This is a genomic window from Alphaproteobacteria bacterium (genome assembly GCA_037200005.1).
Taxonomy (GTDB): domain Bacteria; phylum Pseudomonadota; class Alphaproteobacteria; order UBA9219; family RFNS01; genus JBBCGY01.
In genome coordinates this window covers 309,631-322,990 of sequence record JBBCGY010000001.1, presented here as the reverse complement: position 1 = coordinate 322,990, position 13,360 = coordinate 309,631, and the positions used below count along the sequence as shown (strand labels likewise).

Below are 13,360 nucleotides of genomic sequence, written 5' to 3'. Positions count from 1 at the left end.
CGTAGATTTTCTTAGCCGCACAAGATAGGGATTATTGACGATAATACAAGGCGGAAGAGAAATGACGGGCGGCGGGAAATATATGGCGCAAGATACTAATCGGTCGATCAACAGCATCGGCGTCCTGGTGGGACTCGATCTGATCGGCGACGCGCTCATCAAGCTGCCCTTCATCCGCGCGCTGCGCACCGCCTTTCCGCAGGCCGAGATTTCCTGGATCACCACCCAGGGCAAAAGCTTTTTCTCCGGCCCGCTGCGCGAACTGTCCCGGCCCTATCTCGATCACGTCCTCGAGCAGCCCGAATTTCTCGCCGAGCCGGATAAAGCCGCGCCGCGCTACGACATCCTGATCGATACCCGCAACCGCTGGCGCATGGCCCGCGAGGCGCGGCGCATTCCCCATGAGGTTTTTATCGCACCCGCCATGCGCTACCTGTTTTCCGACCGCAGGCCGCTGATGTTCTGGCATAAGCAGCCGCATATCCGCGACCGGCTGCTCGAGCTGGTGCGGCTCGCGGCGGGACGCATGCCGGAAGTCGCGGGCGGGATTCCGGTGCCGGAATCCTATCGCGCCAAGGCGGCGGCGGCCTTGCCGGAAGGGCCGGTCTATGCCGGGCTGGTGCCGGGCGCGGGGAATAAAGTCAAAATCTGGCCGCGCGAGCGGTTCGTCGAGCTTGCCGCGCGCCAGCAAGCGGCGGGACGCGTCCCGGCCTTTCTCATAGGCCCGCAGGAAACCGAATGGCTGGCCGAATTGCAGGCCGCCGTGCCGTCGGCGAAATTCCCGCTGCAAGACCCGGTCTGGGGCGGCGCCTACGATCTTGCCGCCACCATGGCCGTCGGCGAGCGGCTCGCCTGCGCCGTCACCGGCGATAACGGAACCAGCCACATGCTGGCCGCCGTCGATTGCCCGCTGGTGTCGCTGTTCGGCCCGACCAACGCCGCCAAGCTCGCCCCGCGCGTCAGCCACGGCAAAGTCATCATCGCGCAGCAATTCGGCGGCGAAGCGATGGCGCTGATTCCCCTGGATGCCGTCGCCCGGGCTGCGGATGAATTGTGCGGCGGCATCGGGGCGGCTATAGTCGCCGCCAAGAGGGCGGCATCATGAATCTCGACGAACGCTACCGGGAACGGATTGGCGATTTCCGCAAGGCGCTGGCAAAACTGCGGCAAGGGCTCGATGAAGCGAGCACCGAGCTTGGCCGCGACGGCGTGATCCAGCGTTTTGAATTCACCTATGAACAAGCCTGGAAAACGCTCAAATTATGGCTCGCGGGGAAAGACATCGACGTCCGCAATGCCAAGGACGCTCTGCGGGAGGCCCTGGGACAGGGATTGCTCGACGATGGCGGCCTGTGGTCGCGCCTGCATGAAAATAGAAATTTAACCTCTCATACCTACGATTCAGCCGTGGCCGCCGCCGTCTATGCCTTCATCGCGGCGGAGGGATACGCGGCATTGGCGCGCCTGCTGGAAAAGCTCGAAACGGCGAAGCCCGGATAAAATGTCATGCCTTATGGAATCGATGACCGCCATATCGCCATGCTGCAGACCGTATTCCGCGGCATGCCTGAAGTGGAGCGGGTGCTGATGTTCGGTTCGCGCGCGCGGGGCGATTTCAACGCCGCCTCCGATATCGATCTGGCGGTCGCTGCGCCGGGATTGGATTTTTCCGGCTTTCTCGGGCTCAAGGCCAAATTCGAGGAGTTGCCCCTGGTCTATAAAATCGACCTTGTGCATATGAACGGGCTTGAAGACCATTCTCTGCGGGAAAAAATCGCCCGTGACGGCGTGTTGTTTTATGAAAGGAATAGCATATAAAGATCGACGCTGAGTCCATGCCCTCACTGCTGTCCATCGACCTGCCGAACGGCGATCATGCCGCGCTGGCGCGGCGTTTTCTCGACCGGACGCATGAATTGATGGCGCTCGGCGACCGCATGCTGACCTGGCCGGTCGCGGGATTGCTGGACGAAGTTTCGCGGCGCTGGGCGGCGCAGCGCGATATTCCGTACAAGGACGAAATCGCGCGCATCGACGCCATGGCGGGACGGCGCGGCGCATGGTTCGCCAGCCTCAATTACGAATGGGGCTGCGCGGCGGCGATTCTGGATGCCGACGACGGCACGCCCATTCTGGGGCGCGTGCTGGACTGGCCGTTTCCGCGCCTCGGCGAAATGGCGATGATCGTGAACTCCGGCGGGCCTGCGGGAAATTTCAGCCATGTCACCTGGCCGGGCTGCGTCGGCGCGCTGCAGGCCAGCGCGCCGGGCCGATTCGCCGCCGTGCTTAACAACGCGCCGCATACCAGCTTCGGCCTCGGCCCGGTCGTCGGCCAGGCGGCGGGCTGGCTCGCCGACAAGAAACGCTGGTGGCGCTCGCAAGGCATGCCCCCGGCCCTCCTTTTGCGCCAGGTTTGCGAAACCGCGCCGGACTTCGCGGCCGCCCGGCACATGCTGAAGGAAACGGCTTTATGCCGCCCGTGTATTTTTACGATCGTCGGCGTCCATCCCGGCGAGCATGCCGTCATCCAGCGCAGCATCGAAGGCACGGCGGTCAATCCGGCGCGCGCCGTCACCAATCACTGGCTCGATCCCGGCCTGCCGGGCGATCTCGGCCCGAATTTCTCCGAGCGGCGGCTGGAAGGCCTGCGGCAAAGCATCAAGGCGGGCGATTATTTCCGCTGGCTGCAACCTCCGGTGCTGAACGCCTTCAGCCGCCTCGCGGTAGAAATGCACCCGGCGTCGGGCATGCTGCGCGCCCAGGGCTGGGACGGGAAAAAACCGGCGACGGCCCTGTTTGAAAGCCATGCATAAGCGCATGATTTCTGTTCATGGCCGCCGTTTTTTTTGATAGGCTTCGCCATTATTTTGCTTTGCCTATTTTCGCCGGGGTCTGATGACAAATAATCATGCCGCGATTTTGAATATTTTCGAGGGCCGGTCGCCTGACGGCGGAGCCGTCTCTATCATGGACGGCGGAGCCGTCGCTGTCATGGAACAAACTTTCGCGGTGCGGCGATCATGAAAAATCCCGCGATCAGCGAGGCCCGCGAATCCGCCCGGCATGTCACCGCGAGGCGGCGCGGAGGAATCGCCCCCGCGCTGATCGCCCGCGCCGCCGATCCCGCCTATACGCTGGTGGAGATGACCACGCCGGAGCATCTGCAGGATCATAGCGACGCCGTCGATAACTGCGCCGGCAGAAAGCATAACAGCGCGGCGCTCAGGATCAGGGGCCTGTCGCCGCATGACCCGGAAGCCAAATATTATCTGCATTACGCGATTAAAATAAGGCAGGGGAAAACCCGCCTGTTCGCCTTGCATGGGCCCGGCGGCGCATGCGCGGTCGTCGAATATGACGTCAAGCGCGGGATGGCCCATGTGGAAGGCCCGTCGAATCGCGCCATCGGCCGCGAGGAGGCATGTTTACCCGCCCTTTGCGACACGCTGCACCAGCTTTCCGGCAAAATGGAAATCGGCCATATCGACGGCCTGCCCTTCGCCTGGCGCGATACCGCCCTGACGCGCACCGGGCAGTGGGTTCCCTTCAGCGGCGGCCCCATGGACGGCATTCTGATCGCCCATATCGCCGCCCATGACGAAACCCCGCAGGAAGCGCTTGACCGGCTGTCGCAGTCCCCGCGCCTGACGCTCGACGTGACGGAGCTTTCCGACCTTAGGCGCCTGCCGCCGCGCCTTAAGGCGACGCTTTATACGAACGCGCCGGAATTCAATCTCTCGCATGTCGAGGAAGCCGGCGTCATCTGGACGGGAACCGACACGAAAATCATCAGGGCGGAGAAGCTCGAGGCCATGCATGATCTTCTTGCCTATCATGCGAAGGAAGTTCATCTGCCGGCGCTGCGCAGAATCAACAACGCCGCCTTGCCGCACGCGGCGCTGATCGATTTTCCGGAGCTTGAAATCCTCCACGATCTCAGCGCCGCCCAGGCGACGCGCCTGCGGGCGCGAAAGCTCAAAAACGCGCATCATATGCGGATACCCAATGTGGCGGACCTCGACGCGGCGGGACTTCGCAACATCAATTTTCTCCACGCCGAAAACGCGGAACATTGCGACCTGTCGGCGCTTCAGGGTTTCGGCAGCCTGTATGTTCCCCCTTCCGTCGGCTCCCAATTGGAGGCGCAGTTTCTTAAGGCCGCGGGCCTGACCACCGTGAGAACCAGCCCGTCCGGCTGGCAGGATGAAAGCCTGATCAATGTCACGCGGCACATTACGGATCATATCTCCGCCAAGCTGACGCGAGAGGCCGCCTTCTTTTATCACAATACGCTGCCGGCCGGCTGCGAGTTATGAATTATCGCTTCCCGCGCCCGGCTTTTTCCGCGATGCCGCTTTGGCCGAGGCGTTTTTCCAGGACTTTGCCCACCTGATCGGGGGTAATTCCGCTCGCCGCCCACAGCACCAGCAGATGATAGAGCAGGTCGGCGGATTCCTCGCGGATTTTTATCTTGTCGCCGCGCACCGCTTCGATGACGAGCTCGGTCGCTTCCTCGCCCACCTTCTGCGCGATCTTAGGCACGCCGCGCGCGAACAGCTTCGCGGTATAGGAGGTTGCCGGATCGCCCTTGCGCCGCGATTTCACGATGGCGAACAGGCGGGCGAAGATATGCAAATCCTCGGACATAAAGCCTCCTCAGTTCCGCACCGGCAAGCCCTGCGCCGCCAGATGCGCCTTGGCCTCGGCGACCGTATAAGTCCCGAAATGAAAAATGCTGGCGGCAAGCACCGCATCGGCGCCCGCGCGGATGCCGTCGGCCAGATGCTCCAGCGTCCCGACGCCGCCCGACGCGACGACCGGCACGGGCACGCGCGCCGACACCGCGCGCAGCAAATCCAGATCATAGCCGCCGCCGGTGCCGTCGCGATCCATCGAGGTCAGCAGAATCTCGCCCGCGCCCAGCGACACCGCTTCCTGCGCCCAGGCCACCGCGTCCTTGCCGGTATCCTCGCGCCCGCCTTTGACGAACACGTTCCAGCCCGCGCCAACCTTCTTGGCGTCAATGGCGACCGTCACGCATTGCGCGCCGAATTTTTCCGCGCCCTCGCGGATCAATCCGGGCCGGGCCACGGCGGCGGAATTCACCGCGACCTTGTCCGCGCCCGCGAGCAGCAGACGGCGGAAATCCTCGACCTCGCGCACGCCGCCGCCCACGGTCAGCGGCATGAAAACCGAATCCGCCGTGCGCGCCACCACGTCATAGATCGTCGCGCGATTCTCATGGCTCGCGGTGATATCGAGAAAAGTAAGCTCGTCCGCGCCCATGCGGTCGTAGATTCTGGCCTGTTCGACCGGATCGCCCGCGTCGCGCAGATCGATGAAATTCACGCCCTTGACCACCCGGCCGTCTTTCACGTCGAGACAGGGGATGATTCGGTGTTTCAGCATGCCGAGATTTCGGCGGGAGGCTTCGCCAATTCCGCCAGCGCCTTCGGGATATCGATCCGCCCGTCATAGAGCGCGCGCCCGACGATGACCCCGGTAATGCCCGCGCTTTCATAGGCTTTCAGTTCGACCAGATCCTGCATCGAGCCGACGCCGCCCGAAGCGATCACCGGCGTCGTCAGCGCGTAGGCGAGATCGACGGTGGTCTCGAGATTGACGCCGCCGAGCGCGCCGTCGCGATTGATATCGGTATAGATGATCGCCGCCGCGCCGGCGTCCTCGAAACGCAGCGCGAGGTCGAGCGCGCGGGTGTTGGTCGCCTCCATCCAGCCCGCGACCGCGACATAGCCGTCGCGGGCGTCGATGGCGACGGCGATCTTGTCCGGAAATTCGCGGCAGGCCTCGCGCACCAGGGCGGGCTGCTTGAGCGCGATGGTGCCGAGCACGACGCGGCTCACGCCTTTTTTCAGCCAGGACTCGATGCCTGTCATGTCGCGAATCCCGCCGCCGAGCTGCACCGGCATATCGACCGCGGCGAGAATGGTTTCGACCAGCGCGTCATTGACCGGCTTGCCCTCGACCGCGCCGTTGAGATCGACCAGATGCAGCCATTCGAAGCCCTGCGCCTTGAAGCGCCGCGCCTGTTCCGCGGGATCGTTGCCGAACACGGTCACGGCGTCGAGGTCGCCGCGCAATAGGCGCACGACCGCGCCGTCCTTGATGTCGATGGAAGGATATAAAATCATCGGAGCTTTATAGCCTAAAGCACGGCAGGTTCAAGAGAAGCCGTCATTCCCGACGCCGCGCAGCGGCGAGCGGGAATCCCGTTTGTTATATGAAAAAAACGGGATTCCCGTTCAACTTTGTCCGCCTCAGGGGCGGCCAAAGTCGCCGGGAATGACGAAAACCGCGAATCACGGCTGCCAATCCAGGAAATTGCGCAGGATTTTAAGCCCGGTTTCCTGGCTTTTTTCGGGATGAAACTGCACGCCGAGAATATTGCCTTGCCCCACGGCGGCGGCGACGGGCTGGCCGTAATCGACGGTCGCCAGAACCGCCCCGGAATCCGCCGGGACGACATGATAGGAATGCACGAAATAAACATGCGCGCCGTCATTGATCCCCTTGAACAAAGGATGGACGGGCGCCCCTTCTCCCCCCTGGGGAGAGGAAGCAAAAACTTGGATTTGCTTCAGCAAGTCCTTAGTTTTTGCAGGTGAGGGGGTTTCGCCCGTCAAACGCAACTCATTCCATCCCATATGCGGGATTTTGCCGCCCGGCGGCGGCGTCAGTTTTTCGACCGTGCCGCCGATCCAGCCCAAACCCGGATGGACGCCATGCTCATGGCCTTCCGTTGCCAGCAACTGCATCCCGACGCAAATGCCGAGAAACGCGACGCCGTCCCGCCGCGCGCGCTTGTCCAGCGCCGCCATCATGCCGGGCAAGGCCGCAAGCCCGCGATAGCAATCGGCGAACGCGCCGACGCCGGGCAATACGATGCGCGCCGCCGTCTCGATCTCCCGCGCCTCGGCGGTTACGATGACATGCTCGTCCGCTCCGGCCACCGCCTCCAGCGCCTTCGCCGCCGAGCGCAAATTCCCCGATCCGTAATCGATGACCGCGATGCGTTTCATGGCCGCCCCCGCCCCTTGATGAATCTGCCGAATCCGGCGACGCCCAGCAGCCATACGAATTCGGCGATCAGCACGAAAGCGAGAACCTGGCCCGGAAAAGCGGCGGAGGCGATGCCGATGGTCAGAGTCGAATTATTGATCCCCGACGATGCCGCCAGGCCGATCCTGTCCGGGGTCCGGCGCAAACCGGGCCAGAGCCAGCCTTGCATGAAAAACACCGCATACGAAGCCGTGACGGCGAGAAAAGCGGCGATGTTGACGAAGCCGTTGGCAAGGATGATGCCGCGCGTCTGTCCGGCCAGGATAAAGACCGCCAAGGCCAGCAAGAGAATGGAAAGCGGCGCGCCGTTCTTCTGCAGGAACGGCTTGATGCGCCCGTGCGCGGGTTTCAGCGCGGCGTAGAGGCCGAGCGGGATGAAAATCATCGCCGAGGTGATGAGAAACAATCCCGCCGCGTCGATGGCGGCGCTTTTCGCCGCGAGCAGCAGCGTCATGATCGGCAGGACAAAGGGAAAGGCCAGAGTCGTCAGGATATTGAGCGCGAAGGCCAGGCTGACATTGCCGCCATAGACCGAAGTCAGGGCCGGAGCCATGACGCCGACCGGCGTCAATGAGATCAGCATGAGGGCCATCGCCAGATCGCGGTCGAAGGAAACGGCAAGCCCATAGAGCGCGGCGGGCAGGATGAGAAACCGCGCCGCCAGAAAAATGGCCAGGGGGCCTAGCGGCGCGTCGGCCAGATCGGCGAAATTCAGCTTCGCGGCGCTCATGAAAACGACGGCGGCGATCATCGCGGGCGCGAGCCATCCGGGCGCAAGCTCATAAGGCAGCGGCAGGGCAAGCGCGACAATCGTCACGCCGAGAAAGACTGCATTCATATGGCGCGGAATCCCGGCCCATATCTGCGCGGGAGATATCATCCGCGCTACAAAACGCCCCCCGTCATTCCGGCTTTTTCTGGAATGACGGTCATAAAACGCCCCCCGTCATTCCAGCTTTTTTTGGAATGACAATCATAAAACGCCCTTCGTGGACGGCACGCTGTCCGCCATGCGCGAGTCGATCGCGATGGCCTGGCGCAGCGCGCGGGCGGTCGCCTTGAAGCAGCTTTCGATGATGTGGTGATTATTCTCGCCGTAAAGGCTTTCGACATGCAGCGTGATGCCGGCATTCTGGGCGAACGCGCCGAACCATTCCTTGAACAGTTCGGTATCCATCTCGCCGACCTTGTCGCGGCGGAAATCCACCTTCCAGATCAGATAGGGCCGCCCGGAAATATCCAGGGCGCAGCGCGACAATGCCTCGTCCATCGGCGCGTAAGCCGAGCCGTAGCGGGTGATGCCCTTCTTGTCGCCGAGCGCCTTCGCAAAAGCCTGGCCGAGCGCGATGCCGGTATCCTCGGTGGTGTGATGAAAGTCGATATGAAGATCGCCCTTGGCCGCGACCGTAACGTCCATCAGGCTGTGGCGGCTGAGCTGGCACAGCATATGATCGAGAAAGCCGATTCCGGTCGCGATCTGATACTGCCCGGTGCCATCGAGATTAATGGCGGCGGTGATCGCCGTCTCGGTGGTCTCGCGGGTAATTTGGGCTTTGCGCATTCTGTCAATCCGATCCGGAGCGCAAAGCGTCAAGCCGTGGCGAAAATCGTATTTTTCGAGCACCGGCGCGCAACGTACATTTTAGTACGTGAGCACCGGAGTGCAGAAAAAGACGATTTGCAGCCCGGCTTCACGCTTTGTCCTACCCCTGATAAACCTTGATCATATCGTCGAGCAGCTTCATCGCTTCGGCGCGCGGGCGCTGGAAGCAATTGCGGCCGATGATCGAGCCGTGGCCGCCGCCCGCCTTGATGGCGCGGGCGTCGTCAAGCACGTTGTCGCCGCCCTTGGCCGCGCCGCCGGAGAACACCACAATGCGCTGGCGGTTGAAGCAGCACTGCATGATGTGCGAGACGCGATCTCCCAAAGTGTCGATCTTGATCTTCTGCTTCTCATAGACTTCCTTGGCCTCTTTTTGCTCGAGGAAGTCGGTCGGCAGTTTCACCTTGATGATATGCGCGCCGAGCAGCGCCGCCATATGCGCGCCATAGGCGACGATATCGAGCGCGGTCTCGCCGTCTTTGGTCACGTTGCCGCCGCGCGGATAGGACCAGATGACGACGGCCAAGCCCTTGGCGCGGGCTTCCTTGGACAGCGCGACGATTTCTTCCATCTGCCCGTAGATCACGTCGGAGCCGGGATAGATCGTGAAGCCGATCGCCGAACAGCCGAGGCGCAGCGCGTCGTCGATGCTGGCGGTCACGGCCTGGTCGGGCGCTTCCTTGGCGCGGTTCAGCGAATTGGAGCTGTTGATCTTGAGGATGGTCGGAATCTGCCCGGCATAGCGGTCGGCCACCGCGTTCAGCCAGCCATAGGGCGCGGCATAGGCGTTGAGGCCCGCATCGACCGCCATCTGGATGTGATAGGCGGGATCATAGGCGTCGGGATTGACGCCGAAGCTGCGCGCCGGGCCGTGCTCGAAACCCTGATCGATCGGCAGAATCACCATCTTGCCGGTACCGCCGAGGCGGCCGGTCATCAGCATGCGAACCAGATTGGCTTTCACGCCGGGATTCTCGCCATCGTACCAGCCGATGATGTCGCGCACATTGGCGGTCATGGCGGCGCTCGCGGTTGTCATAACACCCATATCCTTCTCCCGATTACAAGCAATGGGGGCGTTGTTACTCCAACCCAGGGAGTTTGTCCACAAAGAGGAGGGTTTTCGACAATGCCGGTTGCGCAAATTAGTTAATCGCCGCAGAATGGCGACATAAAAGACTTAAAGGGGGTCGCATGCCGCGTTTTCATTCCGAAGCGGGAATCGCCATTGGGATGATCCTGTTCGTCATCGTGCTGCTCGGTCTTATCGCCGGCGCGATCGCCGCCTCCACGGGCTCGATGGGCACGGCGGGGCGCGAGGACAGCATCACCGCCCAGATCGGCTCGCAGGCCGATCTGATCCGCAGCAAATTCACCCAGTGCAACATGCTGGGCGACGATCCTCTCGTCTGGCCGGCCGGCACTACAACCGGCGATCCGGTTTCCGGCCTCACCTGCCCCAATTATCCGTCAAGCGGCAGCCAGAATTTATGGGACGGCCCCTATAAAATCCAGCTGCCCCAGGTGCCGAGCGGATTCAGCGCATGGACATATTTCGATTATGGCGCAAGCGGCGGGCGCTGCATCAAGATCACGCCGACTTCGGCGAATACCGCCGTTCTGAAAGGCATGGCGCGGCTCGTCAATCCTCCCAAAGCCAAATTCACCAGCCAGGAAGCGAAATATACCGCGGGCACCGGCGTGCTGATGCTCTGGATCACGACACCCTCGGGCGCTGCCGGCACTAATTGCGATATAGCGCCGTAGCCATGATCATCCCCTCTCCGGCCCATCTGCTCACCCATGCGGCCAGCCCGTGGCTGGCGGTTTTCCTGTGGGCCATGCTCGGCTGGACGGCCTTCATCGACGCCCGCTCCGGACGGGTGCCGGACCGGCTGTTGATCGCGGGCGCGGCGGGCGCGGCGCTGGCCATGGCGATCCTGATGCCGCCGTCTTTCCTGCTGGCGCGGCTGGTGGCGGCGGTGATCTGCGGCGGAATCATATGGGCGCTCAACGAGCTTTGGTATTATTTCCGCAAGCGCGACGCGCTCGGCATGGGCGATGCCAAATGGTCGATGCTGGCCGCTTTCGGCTTCGGCGCCGCGCCGGTGCTGTGGGCCTGGGTGGCGGCGGCCTGGCTCGGCCTCGGATTGATAGGCGTCATGCGGCTGATAGGCCGTCCCTTGAAAAGAGTGCATTTCGCGCCCTTCCTGCTGGTGGGACTGGCGATAGCGAAATTATGGCTGTCCTAGTCCTTATATGATCAGCATGACGGGCCATCCCGATATCGACGCCATCCAGGACGAGATTATCGATGAATTCGCCTTATTCGACGATTGGCAGGAGCGTTACCGCTATCTGATCGATCTCGGAAGAAAACTGCCGCCCTATCCCGAAGAATTCCGCACTGACGACTATCTGGTGCGCGGCTGCCAGTCGCGAGTCTGGCTTCATGCCAGAACGGAAAACGGCTTGCTCCATTTCGACGCCGCCAGCGACGCCGCCATCGTCTCCGGCCTTATCGTGCTGCTGCTGCGGATTTTTTCTGGTCAGCCGCCGTTGGCTATCTCCAGGGCCGAGCCTCGCTTCGTCACCGCCGTGGGCCTTGGCGAGCATCTTTCGCCCAGCCGCAGCAACGGCCTCGCCGCGATGATCAAGACCATCAAATCCATCGCCGCGGCGCAGCGCTGATGTGCGGCATCGCGGGCATATTCGATCTTAGGCAGGCGACATCCGCGGAGGATCTGCGTCAAACCGCCTCCCGCATGGGCGATTCGCTGCGCCATCGCGGCCCGGACGCGGGCGACGTCTGGGCCGACGCCGAAGCCGGGATCGCGCTCGCCCACCGCCGCCTTGCCATCATCGATCTCAGTCCGGCGGGCGCGCAGCCGATGCATGGCGCCGACGGCAATTATGTGATCGTCTATAATGGCGAGATTTATAATTTCCCCGAACTTGCCGCTGAACTTCGCGCCGAAGGGCGCGTTATCGCGGGCGGCAGCGATACCGCCGTGCTGCTGGCCGCCGTCGCGGCCTGGGGCCTCGATAAGACCCTGCAAAAGATCAACGGCATGTTCGCCTTCGCGCTGTGGGATCGCCGCGCGCGCAAGCTCGCCCTCGTCCGCGACCGGCTCGGCATCAAGCCGCTTTACTGGGCCGAAGCGAACGGCAAAATCCTGTTCGGCTCCGAACTGCGCGCGCTGACGCGGCATCCGGACTGCCCCCGCGATATCGACCGCCAATCGCTGACGCATTATTTCCGAGCCGGGAACGTCCCCGCGCCGCGCAGCATTTTCACCGGCGTCCATAAGCTCGCGCCCGCGCATTATTTGATCATCGAGCCGGGCCGCGCGCCCGCGCTGACGCGCTATTGGGATTTGCAAGGGCTGGGTTTGCACGGCGTGACGAACTCCATGAGCTTCGGCGAAGCCTCGGACGCGCTGTATGATCTGCTGAAAGATTCCGTGCGCGGGCAGATGCTCGCCGACGTGCCGCTCGGCGCGCTGCTGTCGGGCGGGATCGATTCTTCGACCGTTGCCGCGCTGATGCAGGCCCAAAGCGCCCGGCCGATCCGCACCTTCTCCATCGGCTTCGAGAGCCGCGATTTCGACGAAGCCCCGGCGGCGAAGAAAATCGCGGCGCATCTCGGCACGGCGCATACCGAGGCCTATGTCACCGAAGCGGACGCCCGCGCCGTCATCCCGCGCCTGCCGCATATCTATGACGAGCCGTTCGCCGACTCGTCGCAAATCCCCACTTATCTCGTCTCGAAAATCGCCCGCGAGCATGTCACGGTCGCGCTGTCGGGCGACGGCGGCGACGAAGGCTTCCTCGGCTATAACCGCTACCGGGCGATGGCGCGGATGGAAAATTGGCCGATGGCGGCAAGGCAGCATCTCGCGGGCCTGTGCGCCGCGATTCCCGCCGAGACCATGAACCGCCTCGGTACTATGCTTCCGGCAAGAATGCGCATCCCGCAGCTCGGCGACAAACTGGTGAAATTCGCCGCGCTCGGCGGCGGCGATGCCGCAGCGGCCTACCGGCATCTGGTAAGCTGGTGGCAGGAGCCGGAAACCGTCGTCGCCGGCGGCGAGCCTGTAACGCTGGCGCTCGCCAGGCCCGCGCCCGCCGATCCGGTTTGCGCGATGCAGCTATGGGACATGCTCGGCTATCTGCATGACGACGTGCTGACCAAGGTCGATCGCGCCAGCATGGATGTGGCGCTCGAAGTGCGCGTGCCGCTGCTCGATCACCGGATCATCGAATTCGCCCTGACGCTGCCACGTTCTTATAAACTGCAAGGCGGGGTGACGAAACGCATATTGCGCGAAATCGCCTATCGCCACATCCCGCGCGCCTTGCTGGAGCGTCCGAAAAGCGGCTTCGGCGTGCCGCTAGCCGCATGGCTGCGTGGCCCGCTGAAATCCTGGGCGGCGGATATGCTCGTGCCCGAAATGCTGGTGCGCGCCGGGCTGAATCCAGCGCCGATCCGCGAAGCCTGGGAAAGTCATCTCGCCGGGCGCGGCAATCATCATCACCGGCTATGGACCGCGCTGATGTTTTTGAGTTGGCGAGAAACCTACGGCATTTGACTAAAATCCTGAATAACCAAATAAAATCAATCAATTGCAATACAATATTCAGTCCCGGTTAATCGCGCGCGCCTATGCTGTTCTT

17 protein-coding genes are annotated in these 13,360 nt (G+C 62.8%); 10 read left to right on the top strand and 7 right to left on the bottom strand.

Features of this window, described 5'->3' with window-relative positions:
• Positions 1-82: 82 nt before the first annotated feature.
• From WDO70_01675 to WDO70_01650, 6 genes are all read left to right on the top strand, one after another.
• Positions 83-1,105: a glycosyltransferase family 9 protein gene (locus WDO70_01675; protein MEJ0061935.1), complete on the top strand. Its 1,023-nt coding sequence runs from the start codon at positions 83-85 to the stop codon at positions 1,103-1,105.
• The gene (locus tag WDO70_01670; protein ID MEJ0061934.1) at positions 1,102-1,500 is read left to right on the top strand and encodes an HI0074 family nucleotidyltransferase substrate-binding subunit; all 399 of its coding nucleotides are present in this window, start codon (positions 1,102-1,104) and stop codon (positions 1,498-1,500) included. Before WDO70_01675 ends, WDO70_01670 begins: the two co-directional genes overlap by 4 nt.
• Positions 1,501-1,506: 6 nt before the next feature.
• The gene (locus tag WDO70_01665; GenBank protein MEJ0061933.1) at positions 1,507-1,818 is read left to right on the top strand and encodes a nucleotidyltransferase domain-containing protein; all 312 of its coding nucleotides are present in this window, start codon (positions 1,507-1,509) and stop codon (positions 1,816-1,818) included.
• A 17-nt stretch (positions 1,819-1,835) separates the two neighbouring features.
• A complete protein-coding gene (locus WDO70_01660) occupies positions 1,836-2,813 on the top strand; it encodes a hypothetical protein (GenBank protein MEJ0061932.1) in 978 nt (325 codons plus the stop codon).
• 82 nt (positions 2,814-2,895) lie between these two features.
• Positions 2,896-3,024: a hypothetical protein gene (locus WDO70_01655; GenBank protein MEJ0061931.1), complete on the top strand. Its 129-nt coding sequence runs from the start codon at positions 2,896-2,898 to the stop codon at positions 3,022-3,024.
• Positions 3,021-4,316: a hypothetical protein gene (locus tag WDO70_01650; protein ID MEJ0061930.1), complete on the top strand. Its 1,296-nt coding sequence runs from the start codon at positions 3,021-3,023 to the stop codon at positions 4,314-4,316. The genes WDO70_01655 and WDO70_01650 overlap by 4 nt, the downstream gene beginning before the upstream one ends.
• A 1-nt stretch (position 4,317) precedes the next feature.
• On the opposite strand, the gene WDO70_01645 is transcribed toward WDO70_01650, so the two are convergent.
• The 7 genes from WDO70_01645 to WDO70_01615 form a co-directional block, all read right to left on the bottom strand.
• Positions 4,318-4,647: a phosphoribosyl-ATP diphosphatase gene (locus WDO70_01645; protein MEJ0061929.1), complete on the bottom strand. Its 330-nt coding sequence runs from the start codon at positions 4,645-4,647 to the stop codon at positions 4,318-4,320.
• 9 nt (positions 4,648-4,656) lie between these two features.
• Positions 4,657-5,409 carry an imidazole glycerol phosphate synthase subunit HisF gene (gene hisF / locus WDO70_01640; protein ID MEJ0061928.1) on the bottom strand — a complete coding sequence of 251 codons (753 nt, stop codon included), beginning with the start codon at positions 5,407-5,409 and terminating at the stop codon, positions 4,657-4,659.
• Positions 5,403-6,152 carry a 1-(5-phosphoribosyl)-5-[(5-phosphoribosylamino)methylideneamino]imidazole-4-carboxamide isomerase gene (gene hisA, locus WDO70_01635; GenBank protein ID MEJ0061927.1) on the bottom strand — a complete coding sequence of 250 codons (750 nt, stop codon included), beginning with the start codon at positions 6,150-6,152 and terminating at the stop codon, positions 5,403-5,405. The genes hisF and hisA overlap by 7 nt, the downstream gene beginning before the upstream one ends.
• A gap of 168 nt (positions 6,153-6,320) precedes the next feature.
• Positions 6,321-7,040: an imidazole glycerol phosphate synthase subunit HisH gene (gene hisH, locus WDO70_01630; protein ID MEJ0061926.1), complete on the bottom strand. Its 720-nt coding sequence runs from the start codon at positions 7,038-7,040 to the stop codon at positions 6,321-6,323.
• A complete protein-coding gene (locus WDO70_01625) occupies positions 7,037-7,918 on the bottom strand; it encodes a hypothetical protein (GenBank protein MEJ0061925.1) in 882 nt (293 codons plus the stop codon). Before WDO70_01625 ends, hisH begins: the two co-directional genes overlap by 4 nt.
• 135 nt (positions 7,919-8,053) lie before the next feature.
• Positions 8,054-8,641, bottom strand: coding sequence for an imidazoleglycerol-phosphate dehydratase HisB (hisB, locus tag WDO70_01620; protein MEJ0061924.1), 588 nt, complete (start codon positions 8,639-8,641; stop codon positions 8,054-8,056).
• A gap of 142 nt (positions 8,642-8,783) precedes the next feature.
• Complete coding sequence (locus tag WDO70_01615) at positions 8,784-9,731, bottom strand: class I fructose-bisphosphate aldolase (GenBank protein MEJ0061923.1); 948 nt, start codon at positions 9,729-9,731, stop codon at positions 8,784-8,786.
• 146 nt (positions 9,732-9,877) lie between these two features.
• Between WDO70_01615 and WDO70_01610 the strand changes: the two genes are divergently transcribed.
• Genes WDO70_01610 through asnB form a run of 4 tightly spaced genes read left to right on the top strand, consistent with a single transcriptional unit; the run spans position 9,878 to position 13,275 of the window.
• Complete coding sequence (locus WDO70_01610; protein MEJ0061922.1) at positions 9,878-10,450, top strand: hypothetical protein; 573 nt, start codon at positions 9,878-9,880, stop codon at positions 10,448-10,450.
• Between the two features lie 2 nt (positions 10,451-10,452).
• Positions 10,453-10,935 (top strand): prepilin peptidase, encoded by a 483-nt coding sequence (locus WDO70_01605; GenBank protein MEJ0061921.1) that lies wholly within the window; start codon positions 10,453-10,455, stop codon positions 10,933-10,935.
• A 7-nt stretch (positions 10,936-10,942) separates the two neighbouring features.
• Positions 10,943-11,374 carry a SufE family protein gene (locus tag WDO70_01600; GenBank protein MEJ0061920.1) on the top strand — a complete coding sequence of 144 codons (432 nt, stop codon included), beginning with the start codon at positions 10,943-10,945 and terminating at the stop codon, positions 11,372-11,374.
• Positions 11,374-13,275, top strand: a complete 1,902-nt coding sequence (gene asnB, locus WDO70_01595; protein ID MEJ0061919.1) for an asparagine synthase (glutamine-hydrolyzing) — start codon at positions 11,374-11,376, stop codon at positions 13,273-13,275. The genes WDO70_01600 and asnB overlap by 1 nt, the downstream gene beginning before the upstream one ends.
• The last annotated feature ends 85 nt before the right edge of the window (positions 13,276-13,360 follow it).